Genomic DNA, 12,662 nt, shown 5'->3' with positions numbered 1-12,662 from the left:
CCCCGGTCCGTACGCGCTCTTCCGTGGTAGGCGTGGCGCACGTTACTGTCCGAGCGGCTTGTGCGACCTGTGGTGCGCGACCCGTCCGAAGGAGGAGGGGCCGCGTCATGCGTTTCCGTCCGTCATCCATCCTGCTGGCCGTCGCCCTGGCGGCCGGTGGGATCACCCCCGCGGTGGCCGCCAGCGCCCCCGCACCGGACCTCGTCCGGGACCCCACCGCCTACGTCGACCCACTCATCGGCACCAAGAACCTCGGCAACGTCTTCCCCGGCGCCGTCGTGCCCTTCGGCATGCTCTCCTGGAGCCCCGAGAACACCCGCGGCAGCGCCACCAGCACGGCCGCGCCCGGCGGCTACCAGTACGACGCCACCCGCATCCGCGGCTTCAGCCTCACCCACATGTCCGGCACGGGCTGCGCGGGCGGCAGCGGGGACATCCCGTTCTTCCCGTACGCGGGCGAGGTCACCTCCTCGCCGGCGAGCGACACCAAGGACGCGGTGTACGCCGCCGACTTCACGCACGCCGACGAGAGCGCCGAGCCCGGCCACTACAAGGTGGGCCTCGCCTCCGGAGTCACCGCCGACCTCACGGCGACCACACGCACGGGCTCGGGCCAGTTCACCTACCCCGCCGACAAGCCCGCCTCGCTGCTGATCCGCACCGCCAACTCCGAAGTGGGCTCGACGACTTCGGACGTCAAGATCGACCCGGCGACCCGCACGGTCACCGGCTCCGTCACCTCCGGGGACTTCTGCGGATACCTCGACCCCGCGGGCCAACGCGCCTACTACACCCTCTACTTCACGGCCACCTTCGACCGTGACTTCAAGGCGACAGGCACCTGGCAGGACGACAAGCTGAACCCGGGGTCCACGGAGGCGAGCGGCGGCACCGGAGGATTCGCCACCGGCGGCCGTCCGGTCGCGGGCAAGGGCGCGGGCGGCTACGTGGAGTTCGAGCCCGGCACCGGCCCGGTGAACGTCAAGGTCGGTATCTCGTACGTCAGTCAGGCCGGCGCCAAGGCCAACCTCGCGGCCGAGAACCCGCCGTCCCGCTCCTTCGCCTCGGTCAAGGACGCCGCCCACCGGGCCTGGCGCGACCAGCTCGACACGATCAAGGTCGGCGGCGGCACCGACGCCGAGCGCACCACCTTCTACACCGCGCTCTACCACGCCCTCCTGCACCCGAACGTCATCAGTGACGCCGACCGCAGATACAGAGGCAGCGACGACAAGGTCCACACCGTGAGCCGGGGCCACAAGGCCCAGTACGGCACCTTCTCCGGCTGGGACGTCTACCGCTCGCAGGTCCAGCTGCTGACCCTGGTCAGCCCGGACACCGGCTCCGACATCGCGCAGTCGCTGTTCGAACTGGCTGGGCAGAACGGCGGGATCTGGGACCGCTGGCTGCACGGGGCGAGCGGCACGCACGTCATGAACGGTGACCCCTCACCGACCGCTCTCGCCGGCATCCGGGCTTTCGGAGGCACGAACTTCGATCTGGACGGCGCCCTCGACTCGCTGGTGAAGGCGGCGACCGTACCGACCGAGCAGGACCTCTCGTCCGCGGGCAAGCCGGTCCTCTCGGTGGGCCAGCGGCCGTCCCTCGACAAGTACCTCGAACAGAACTACATGCCGTCCGTGTCCAACGCCTGGGGCGGCGCCGCCGAAACCCTGGAGATGTCCGGCGCCGACTTCGCGATCTCCCAACTGGCCACGGCGGCAGGGGAGAAGGAGACGGCGGCCGAGTTCGCCACCCGCTCCCAGTGGTGGCAGAACAACTTCAACATCGCCGCCGACCCGACGGGCGGCTACATCGCCAACCGCAAGGCGGACGGCAGCTGGGTCACCGGCTTCACCCCGGCGACCGGCAACGGCTTCGTCGAGGGTACGGCGGCCCAGTACACCTGGATGGTGCAGCACAACCCGGCAGGCCTCTTCGCGGCCATGGGCGGCAAGGACGCGGCCCTGGACCGGCTGGACACCTTCTTCCACAACGCCGACGGCAGCTGGGCGTTCACGGGCAGCGGCGGCGACAAGTCGGAACTCGACAACGAGCCGTCGATCAACGTGCCCTACCTGTACGCCTACGCGGGCGAGCCCTACAAGACGCAGGAGACCGTCCGCGCGGCCATGAACCAGCTCTGGTCGACCGGGCCTGGCGGCATCCCCGGCAACGACGACCTCGGCGCCATGTCGTCCTGGTACGTCTTCTCCGCGCTCGGCATGTACCCCCAGGTGCCCTCCCGCGCCGAACTCACCCTGTCCTCACCGCTGTTCCCGAGGGTCGAGATCGACCGCCCGGGCGGCGCCGACATCAAGATCCGTGCGACGGGCGCGTCCGCCGACACCCCGTACGTGCAGTCGCTGAAGGTCAACGGCCATACCAGCGACCGCGCCTGGCTCCCGGCGTCCTTCGTCCGCAACGGCGGCACGCTCGACTACACACTGGGTGCTACCCCCAACAAGCAGTGGGGCAGCAGTGAGGCAGCCGCCCCGCCGTCCTTCCGTGAGGGTGAGCAGCCCTACCAGATCGGCGTGGGCCCCACCACGGCCACGCTCGCGCCCGGCGGCAGCACGAAGCTCGACATCCGCGCCCTCGCCCTGAGCGGTGGCACCGGCCCCGAGGTCCGCTTCACCGTGGACGTGCCGGCCGGTGTGACGGCAACGCCCGCCGAGGGAACGGTGGTCGACGGCACACAGGCGATCACCCTGTCCGCCGCCTCGGACGCCACGCAGGGCTTCTACGACGTCAAGGTCACGGTGACATCGGCCGACACCTCCTACGAGCAGCCGGTGTCCCTCACCGTCGCCGCTCCCGGCTCCCTCCTCGCCGCCTACAACAACACCGGCGTCTCGGACGACGTCGGCGACCATGACGAGGCCGACTACGACGGCGGCGGCTGGAGCTACTCCCGCCAGGCCCTCGCCGCCGCGGGGCTGACCGCCGGCCACCAGGGCACGCTGTCCGGCGGCCTCACCTACACCTGGCCCGACTCACCGTCCGGCCGCCCCGACAACGCCACGGCGACCAGCCAGACCATCGAACTCACCCAGCCCGCAACCCAGTTGTCCTTCATCGGCAGCGCGGTCAACGGCAACCAGCAGACCAAGGCGACCGTCACCTACACCGACGGCAGCACCGAACTCGTCGACCTCTCCTTCACCGACTGGACCGTCGGCGGCGGGGGCGGCACCGTCCAGTACGGCAACGAGACCGTCGCCGTGGCCGCGTACCGCAACGTCGCGGGCGCGGACAAGGACCCGGTGAAGACGTACGTCTTCGCCACCAAGCCCTTCGCCGCCCCGTCCGGCAAGACCATCACGAGCGTGCGACTGCCCGCCAACACGGATCTCCACGTCTACACCCTCGCGGTGAACTGACCCCGGGAACGGAGAACGGAAAGGGCGGGCGTGGAGTCAGACTCCGCGCCCGCCCTTCCCCATGGGGGTCCGTCAGGCCAGCAGTTCCACCTCTGCCAGCGTCGCCTCGCCGGTCAGGACCAGGCGGTAGTGCGGGTACGAGCCCGGTTTCGCGATGGAGAACGCCCGGGTCTGCTTGTCCCAGGTGAAGGACTCACCGGAGCGCTTGTCCAGGTCGGTCCACTTCGTGCCGTCGGACGAGCCCTGGAGGACCCAGCCGGTCGGCGCCGTCGTGTGGTCCGCCGAGGACGTCAGCGTGTACTGGACGCCCTTGGTGGCGGCGGACGTCGGCAGCTCCACCGCCGTCACGCTCGCGGTCGTCGCCGAGGTGTTGTCGAACAGCGCGCCCGCTCCCTTCAGCGCGTCCGTGCGCGGCGCGGGCACCTTGTCGTCCTTGGTGATCGACACGGGCGCCGCGTTCTTCCCGGTACCCCAGGAGGACGGCCTCGGACCCATGTCGAACTCCAGCACCGCGCCCTTGGAGATGAGCGAGTGGGGGAGTGAAGTCGACGTCCACTTCTTGCCGTTGACCTTCAGGCCCTGCACGTACACGTTCTTCGTGCTGTTCTTCGGAGCCTTGACGACGAGGTCCTCGCCGTTCTCCAGATGGACGGTCGCCTTGGTGAACAGCGGGGAGCCGATGGCGTATTCACCGCTGCCCATCACCAGCGGGTAGAAGCCGAGCGCGGAGAAGAGGTACCAGGCCGACTGTTCGCCGTTGTCCTCGTCGCCGTGGTAGCCCTGCCCGATATCGCTGCCGACGTAGAGGCGGGACATGACCTCGCGCACATTCTCCTGTGTCTTCCAGGGCTGGCCCGCCGCGTCGTACATGTAATTCACGTGGTGGGCGACCTGGTTGGAGTGTCCGTACTGGCCCATCCGTACGTCACGGGCCTCCGTCATCTCGTGGATGACCCCGCCGTAGGAGCCCACGAACTCCGGCGAAGCCGTCTCCGGTGTGGCGAAGTACGTGTCGAGCTTGTCCGCCAAGCCGCTCTGGCCGCCGTACAGATTGGCGAGACCCTGTGAATCCTGCGGCGCCGTGAAGGCGTATCCCCACCCATTGGTCTCGGTGTAGTCGTAGCCCCACACGCGCGGGTCGTACTCGGACGACTCGACCCGCCAGTCGCCGCTCGCGTCCTTGCCCTGGAAGAACCCGGCCTGGGAGTCGAAGAGATTCACATAGTCCTGGGCCCGGTTGAGGAAGTACGCGGCTTCCTCCTTGTAATGCTTCTCGCCGGTCTTCTTGTAGAGGGCCTCGCCCATCTTGGCGATGCCGTAGTCGTTGAGATAGCCCTCCAGAGCCCAGGAGAGGCCCTCGTGCGTGTCCGTACTCGTGTAGCCGAGGAAGGGAGAGGTGTCCATGCCCTTGCGGCCCACACCGGACGACGGGGGGACGACGGTCGCGTTCTTGACGGCCGCGTCGTACGCCGACTCCGCGTCGAAGTCGACGCCCTTCACATACGCGTCGGCGAACGCCACGTCCGAGGACGTACCGGTCATCAGGTCCGCGTACCCGGGCGAGGACCAGCGCGAGGTCCAGCCGCCGTCCTTGTACTGCTGCACGAACCCGTCGACCATCTCACCCGCCTGATCGGGTGTCAGTAGTGAGTAGGCCGGCCAGGTCGTCCGATAGGTGTCCCAGAAGCCGTTGTTGACGTACACCTTGCCGTCGACGATCTTCGCGCCGGTGTGGGTGGGGGTGTCCGGGTTCGGCATGGGCGAGAAGGGCGAGGCGTACTGGTACTTCGAACCGACCTTCTCGAAGCCGGAGTTGGGGTACAGGTACAGCCGGTACATGCTGGAGTACAGCGTCGTCAGTTGGTCCGGCGTCGCGCCCTCGACCTCGACCGTGTCGAGGATGTCGTCCCACTGCTGCTGGGCCCGCGCCTTGACCGTCCCGAAGGACGTGCCGTCGGGGATCTCCTGGCGCAGGTTGTCCTTGGCCTGGTCGATGCTGATGAGTGAGGTGGCGAGGCGCAGGGTGACGGTCCGGTCGTCGCCGGCGTCGAGCTTCAGGTAGCCCTTGACTCCGCTGGAGTCGCCCTCGGTCACCGGCGCGTCGAGCACCCCGTACACGAAGAGCCGTGTCGCCCCCGTCGACAGCCCGGACTTCACGTCCGAGTAGCCGGTGACGATCCCGTTCTCCTTGTCGAGCGTCAGCCCGGCCTGGTCGGTGACGTTGTCGAAGACCACGCTCGCGTCATCACCGGGATAGGTGAACCGCAGCGCCGCCGCGTGGTCGGTGGGCGCCATCTCGGCCTTGAGACCGTTCTCGAAGGTGACGCCGTAGTAGTACGGGGTCGCGATCTCGTTCTCGTGGCTGAAGGCGAGCTCGCGTGCGTCACGGCCGGTGTCGGGGGTGCCGGACGCCGCCGACGGCATCACCTGGAAGGTCTGCCGGTCACCCATCCAGGGGCTCGGCTCATGGCTGGCGCTGAACGCCTGGATGGTGGGCAGGTTGTCCGCGTTGTTGGCCCGCGCGTAGTCGTAGAGCCAGCTGAGCGAGCCCGCGTTGGTCACCGGCGTCCAGAAGTTGAAGCCGTGCGGGACGGCCGTCGCCGGGAAGTTGTTGCCGCGCGAGAAGCCGCCGCTGGAGTTGGTGCCGCGGATGGTCGAGGCGTAGTCGGAGAGATGCGCCTTCGGCTTCTCGGGCGCGACGGTCTTCAGCGTCACGTCGTCGAGCCAGCCGCGGAACTTCGCCGGGCCCTTCGGGGAGTCGTACCCGACCAGGATCCGGTCCACCGTCTTGCCCGCCGCGACCGAACCGATCCGCGAGGAGACGCTGTTCCACTGGTTGACGTAGAGGACCTGGGACGCGCCCTGCCCCTGCGGTGTCAGCGCGAACCCGTGCTGGTCCAGGGCCTTGAGGCCGCTCAGATAGGTGCCGTCCGTGAAGACCAGGTCCACGGCCACGTTGGTGGCGTCGTAGTCCAGATCGCCGTCCGCCATCGACGGGAAGATCTTGTACGACAGCTCCGTGTTGCGGTCGACGGCCACGTTCACGTCGAAGACCTTGTTGTACGAGTACGCCTGGCCGTCCGCCTTGTGCGTACCGGCGTACCGCAGGGCCCGCGTGCCGGTGAAGCCCGCGCCCGCCTTGGCCGTCGGGGAGCCGCTCGGGCCGCGGTCCACCAGCGAGAGCATGTCCTTGGGCGTCGGATCCTCGGTCGCGCCCGTGGAGAACTGGACGTCGGCGAGCTGAAGGATGTCGCCGCTGTGGTTCTTGGTGATGTCGAGGCGGAAGTGCTGGTACTCGACCGGACTCGTGATGTCGTACGACTTTGTCTGGAACCTCTCGGCGAAGGACTCGCCGGTGCGGGTGTCGAGGGTCTTCCAGGCCTTGCCGTCCGTGGAGCCCTGGAGGGTCCAGTCCTGGGGGTCGCGCTCGTCGTGGTCGTTGGCCGAGGTCAGCGCGTACGTGACCACCTTGACCGGAGCGCTCAGGTCGAACTCCGCCCAGCCGCTGGACTCGAAGACCAGCCACTTGGTGCTCGACTCGAGGTCGGCGAGGTTCTCCTTCACCTCACCCCCGCCCGTGTTCTCGCCACTGGCCCGGACGTCGGTGACCTGGTCGGTCACATTGCCGGGGATGCCCGAGCTGTATCCGCCGTCGACACCGGACGACCGCTTCGTCCCGTCGGGTGCGGTGTCGACGGTGCTCAGCCAGTCCGGGGCCGGGTCGTCCGTCTCGAAGGAGGACGCGAACGCACGGTCGGGTGCCGCCGCCTGGACCGGCTGGGCGATCGCCGCGCCCTGTGAGGCGACCAGCAGGGAGAGGGCAGCCACTCCCACGGCCGTGGCGGAACTCCATCTGTGTCCTGTCGAAGAACTCCGTCTGTACCGAGCTCCGTGCTGCATATCCGAGCACCCTCCCTACACCTGGACAACGTTGTCAGAATCGCTGCGCAAGGACCAGTAGGGAGTCAAGTTGTCAGTGATGTCAAGGGTGTTGAATGTGGCGTCCGTGGTGAATATCGCACGACAAGCCGCGCATTGCTCCCATCGTGGGAGGTTGGCACCCTGTGGATCTTCTCGGGAGGAACGCGTGGCTGTCCCACATTTCCGCGAGGTCTCAACTCGGAAAAGACCGACAACCAAACGTGCATTCGATCTTGCTCCATTGGCGTGAAGTGGACTATACCTGTCGGCGTCTGCCCCTGTTCATCGGCTGTGTACAGGCGCGACACGGGGGGAAATATGGAGGCGGTGGACTGTGTCACTTACACCGATCGCCACGTCGTTTCACTGAATCCCTCCCGTACGGCCCCAGCTTGACCCAACCGCGGTGCCGGGGAGGATCCGGTTCACCGCCTGAGTCCTGAAGAAGGCGAGGACTTGAGCATGGGATCCACTTCCGCCGAGAACAGCAACCCCGAGGGTGTCGGACGGCGCGATCTGATCAAGCGGTCGGCAGCGCTCGGCCTGATTTCCGTACCGACGATGAGCTTTTTGTCCGCTTGTGCGAGCAGCGACAGCGGTTCGGGGGACAAGGCCGAGACCGGCAAGAAGACGACGAAGAACCCGCTGGGCGTCAATGAGACGGCCACGCTTTCGGTCGTCATCTTCGACGGTGGTTTCGGCACGGAGTACGCGACCGACGCCAACGCCGAATACAAGAAGGCGTACCCCAAGGTCAAGATCGATTTCCACAAGACCCAGAAGATCCAGTCCGAACTGCAGCCCAAGTTCAACGGCGGCACTCCTCCGGATCTGATCGACAACTCCGGCGCCCAGCAGATGGACATGGGCGTGCTGGTCGGAAAGAAGCAGCTCACCGACCTCACTCCGCTCCTCGACGCGCCGTCCATCGACGACCCGGCGAAGAAGGTACGCGACACGCTGCGCCCCGGCATCGTCGAGATGGGCCAGTTCGACGGAGACCCGGTCTGGATCATGTATTACGCCTACACGGTCTACGGCGTCTGGTACTCGCAGACCGCTCTCGACAGGCTCGACGCGACGTACCCCGAGGACTGGGACGCCATGCTCGCGCTCTGCGAGAAGGCGAAGAAGCAGGGCATCGCCGGCTGGACGTACGCGGGCAAGTACCCGGACTACCTGCCGTTCTCGCTCTACCCGTTCATCGCCAAGATCGGCGGCCGCGAGGTTCTCGACAGGATCGACAACCTGGAGCCGAACGCCTGGAAGGACCCGGCCGTCAAGTCCGCGTTCGAGGCGTACTACGAGCTCTTCAAGAAGGGTTACATCCTCAAGGGCACTCCGGGAATCGACCACATCCAGTCGCAGACCGCCTGGGCCAAGGGCGAGGCGCTCTTCATCCCGAACGGCTCCTGGGTCGAGAACGAGTCTGCGAACGTCATCCCCGCCGACTTCAATCTGGCCGTCAGTGGTCCCACCGGCCTCGACAGCTCCGACAAGATGCCGTTCGGTACGATCTGGGCCTCCGGCGGCGAGCCCTTCATCGTCCCGGCCAAGGCGGCCAACCCCACGGGCGGCATGGAGCAGTTGCGCATCATGCTCAGTGAGGCCTCGTCGAAGAACTTCACCACCCAGGTGAAGTCACTCACCGCCCTCAATGGCGGTACCGACGGCGTCGAGCTGACCCCGGGTCTCAAGTCCGGTGTCGCGGCTCTGGAGAAGGCCGGCGACAACGTCGTCAACCCGCGGCTCCAGGACTGGTACGTGAAGCTTCAGAAGGAACAGATCGGTGTCTCCGGTCTCGGCGAGATGATGGCAGGGCGACTGACCCCGGCCGAGGCCATCAAGAAGATCCAGGGTTACGCGGACGCGGCGGCCAAGGACCAGTCCATCAAGCACTACAAGCACCAGTAACGGCACATGCGCCTACGTCACCAGCGGCGGCACCCGCAAAACGATCGGGGTCGGTAACCATGCAACACGGCAAGTACCGGTTCATTGCGGGGTTCTTGGTGACCCCCTTGGCGTTGTACGCGATCTTCGTGATCTGGCCGTTCATCCAGGCGATCTACTACTCGTTCACGGACTGGACCGGTCTGAGCCCCGACTTCAAGATGGTCGGCTTCGCGAACTACACCAGAATGCTGGACGACGACGTCTTCTGGAAGTCGTTGCAGCACAGCCTGCTGTTCGCTCTGCTGCTGCCGCTGGTGACTCTGGGTCTCGCGCTCTTCTTCGCCTTCATGCTCAATGTCGGTGGGCGGCGCCGAAAGGGCGCCGCCATCACCGGAGTACGCGGCTCGGGTTTCTACAAGATCGCCTATTTCTTTCCGCAGGTGCTTTCGATCGCGATCGTCGCCCTGCTCTTCCAGTTCGCATACAACCCCAACGACGGGGTGATCAACGGGACGTTCAAGGCCATCGGCCTCGATAGCGTTCAGCCGGACTGGCTGGGCGATCCGAATCTCGCCCTGTGGTGCGTGATGTCCGTACTTCTGTGGAGCACGGTCGGATTCTTCGTCGTGCTGTTCTCCGCGGGAATGGCCTCGATTCCGAAGGACTTCTACGAGGCCGCACTTCTCGACGGCGCGAGCCGATTCACCACGTTCTTCAGGATCACCCTTCCGCTGCTCTGGGACACCGTGCAGTCGGGATGGGTCTACATGGGAATCCTGTCCCTCGGCGCCGAGGCGTTCGCCGCCGTACAGATCATGACTGTGGGCCCCGGCGGGCCCGACTACTCGACCACGGTCCTTCCGCTGTACGTGTACCAATCGGCGTTCCGCGACGCGAACGCCGCCTATGCGACAACGATCGGTGTCGCCCTCCTCGTCGTCACGCTGCTGTTCGCGGCGATCGTGATGCGACTGGGCCGGCGCGAGCGGCTGGAGTACTGATGAAGACCACTGACACCCCGCCGACCGCGGATCCGGTCGAGGACCGCCCCCGGGTGGTGAAGACGCGGGCCGCGCCGGTGAAGGCCGGGAGCAGCAAGGGCGGCGTACTCAATGTCTTCTCGCACGCGATCCTCGTCATCTGGGCGATCATGGTCGTCCTGCCGCTGCTCTGGGCGGTGATGACGTCCTTCAAGGACGACAACGCCATCTTCAGTTCGCCCTGGTCGCTGCCCGACAAGCTGCATTTCGACAACTGGTCGCGGGCCTGGTCGCAGGCGCACATGAGCGACTACTTCGGCAACACGATCATCGTGGTGGGCTTTTCGCTGGTCGGCACGCTCGTGCTCGGCTCAATGGCCGCGTACGTCCTGGCCCGCTTCGAGTTCCCGGGAAACCGCTTCATCTACTTCCTCTTCGTCGGAGGTATGAGCTTCCCGGTCATGCTCGCCCTGGTGCCGCTGTTCTACGTGCTGAACAACATGCAGTTGTTGAACACCCTGCCGGGCCTGATTCTCGTCTACATCGCCTACTCGCTGCCGTTCACCGTGTTCTTCCTGACCTCGTTCTTCAGGACGCTGCCGACGTCGATCGCAGAGGCGGCCTTCGTCGACGGGGCCTCGCACACCCGGACGTTCTTCCAGATCATGCTGCCGATGGCCAAGCCGGGCCTGATCAGCGTCGGCATCTTCAACTTCCTGGGGCAGTGGAACCAGTACATGCTCCCGACGGTGCTCAACACGGACCCGGACAAGAAGGTGCTGTCCCAGGGCCTCGTCGAGCTGGCGACCAGCCAGGGGTACAAGGGCGACTGGTCGGGCCTGTTCGCCGGTCTGGTCATGGCCATGCTGCCTGTGCTGGCTGCGTACATCATCTTCCAGCGACAGGTGGTGCAGGGCTTGACGGCAGGCGCTCTCAAGTAACGAGTCGAAACTCCAACTCCAAGGGAGGCCTCGCTTCGGCGACGCTCAAGCAGTGCTTCGCGACCCCCTTCGTGTTCGTCGGCTCCGACCCGGGAGTGGCGAGGATGTGTCCGCAGGGTGACGGAAACGGAACGGGACCAGGCGGCCCCGATTTCCGTCAAGGACTTGACTGCGGTAACCCGTTCAGCGGAGCTTGGAGTTCACAACTTGTAGTGACCCGGGTCCCGCTGCTGTGACCCGGATCACATGGGCGGCATCGGGGCCGCCCGCTTAGGGCAGGAGTGGATGAGTCGATGGAGACTCCGGGGTCGCAGTCGTCGCTGCACCGAGCCAATCTCGAGCGCGTCGTGCGTGCGGTGCGCCTGGCGGGTTCGCTCACGCAGGCGGAGATCGCGAGGACGACGGGCCTGTCCGCGGCGACCGTCTCCAACATCGTCCGGGAGCTCAAGGACGCGGGAACGGTCGAGGTCACACCGACCTCGGCGGGCGGCCGCAGGGCCCGCAGCGTCAGTCTCAGCGGCGACGCGGGCATCGTCATCGGCGTCGACTTCGGGCATACGCATCTGCGCGTCGCGGTCGGGAACCTCGCCCATCAGGTGCTCGCCGAGGAGTCCGAGCCGCTCGATGTGGACGCCTCCGCAGCGCAGGGCTTCGACCGGGCGGAAGAGCTGGTCAGCCGTCTGATCGCGGTGACCGGGGTGGACCGCTCGAAGATCGCCGGCGTGGGTCTCGGCGTGCCGGGACCGATCGACGTCGAGTCGGGGACCCTCGGCTCCACCGCCATCCTGCCGGGCTGGACGGGCACGAAGCCCGCCGAGGAGATGGGCGGACGCCTCGGAGTGCCGGTGCACGTGGACAACGACGCCAACCTGGGCGCGCTGGGGGAGCTGGTCTGGGGTGGTGGGCGCGGGGTCAAGGATCTGGCGTACATCAAGGTCGCGAGCGGGGTCGGCGCGGGTCTGGTGATCAACGGCAAGATCTACCGCGGCCCGGGTGGCACGGCGGGAGAAATCGGGCATATTACTCTTGATGAATCCGGCCCCGTTTGTCGCTGCGGCAATCGGGGATGCCTGGAGACCTTCACTGCGGCGCGCTACGTGCTGCCGCTGCTTCAGTCCAGTCATGGCGCCGATCTGACCATGGAAGGCATGGTCAGGCTGGCGCGGGACGGTGATCCAGGCTGTCGTCGGGTGATCGCCGACGTCGGCCGCCACATCGGCAGTGGAGTCGCGAATCTCTGTAATTTGCTGAACCCGAGTCGGGTGGTCCTCGGCGGCGATCTCGCCGAGGCCGGAGAGCTCGTTCTCGGGCCCATAAGGGAGTCTGTCGGCCGCTATGCGATCCCCAGCGCCGCGCGTCAGCTCTCGGTGTTGCCAGGGGCCCTTGGGGGCCGCGCGGAGGTCCTCGGGGCACTCGCTCTCGCACTCAGCGAGATGGGTGATTCGACCCTTTTGGACGGCTCGCTGCATGCAGCGACCCCTGCCTTCACTTAGGGAACGCATGACGCCGTTGCCATCTCGTTAAGTATTTACTTCTTGACG

Annotated in this window: 6 protein-coding genes; 5 read left to right on the top strand and 1 reads right to left on the bottom strand. The window is 66.6% G+C overall.

The window, feature by feature from the left end; all coding sequences use genetic code 11:
* The first annotated feature begins 107 nt into the window (after positions 1–107).
* Positions 108–3,383: a GH92 family glycosyl hydrolase gene (locus ACFWP7_RS05080; RefSeq protein WP_384376173.1), complete on the top strand. Its 3,276-nt coding sequence runs from the start codon at positions 108–110 to the stop codon at positions 3,381–3,383.
* A gap of 72 nt (positions 3,384–3,455) precedes the next feature.
* On the opposite strand, the gene ACFWP7_RS05075 is transcribed toward ACFWP7_RS05080, so the two are convergent.
* Positions 3,456–7,283 carry a GH92 family glycosyl hydrolase gene (locus ACFWP7_RS05075; RefSeq protein ID WP_384376170.1) on the bottom strand — a complete coding sequence of 1,276 codons (3,828 nt, stop codon included), beginning with the start codon at positions 7,281–7,283 and terminating at the stop codon, positions 3,456–3,458.
* Between the two features lie 483 nt (positions 7,284–7,766).
* Between ACFWP7_RS05075 and ngcE the strand changes: the two genes are divergently transcribed.
* The 4 genes from ngcE to ACFWP7_RS05055 all read left to right on the top strand — a co-directional run bounded on the left by ngcE (position 7,767) and on the right by ACFWP7_RS05055 (position 12,614).
* Positions 7,767–9,218 carry an N-acetylglucosamine/diacetylchitobiose ABC transporter substrate-binding protein gene (gene ngcE, locus ACFWP7_RS05070; protein ID WP_384376167.1) on the top strand — a complete coding sequence of 484 codons (1,452 nt, stop codon included), beginning with the start codon at positions 7,767–7,769 and terminating at the stop codon, positions 9,216–9,218.
* Between the two features lie 59 nt (positions 9,219–9,277).
* Complete coding sequence (locus tag ACFWP7_RS05065) at positions 9,278–10,201, top strand: carbohydrate ABC transporter permease (RefSeq protein ID WP_384376164.1); 924 nt, start codon at positions 9,278–9,280, stop codon at positions 10,199–10,201.
* On the top strand, positions 10,201–11,121 hold the full coding sequence (locus ACFWP7_RS05060; protein WP_384376161.1) for a carbohydrate ABC transporter permease: 921 nt from the start codon (positions 10,201–10,203) through the stop codon (positions 11,119–11,121). The genes ACFWP7_RS05065 and ACFWP7_RS05060 overlap by 1 nt, the downstream gene beginning before the upstream one ends.
* A gap of 293 nt (positions 11,122–11,414) precedes the next feature.
* Entirely contained in the window at positions 11,415–12,614 is a 1,200-nt protein-coding gene (locus ACFWP7_RS05055) for an ROK family protein (protein WP_384376158.1), read from the top strand.
* Positions 12,615–12,662: the final 48 nt, after the last annotated feature.

The sequence above is a fragment of the Streptomyces sp. NPDC058470 genome (genome assembly GCF_042721055.1).
In the GTDB taxonomy this organism is placed as follows: domain Bacteria; phylum Actinomycetota; class Actinomycetes; order Streptomycetales; family Streptomycetaceae; genus Streptomyces.
This window is presented reverse-complemented; position numbering and strand designations above follow the sequence as displayed.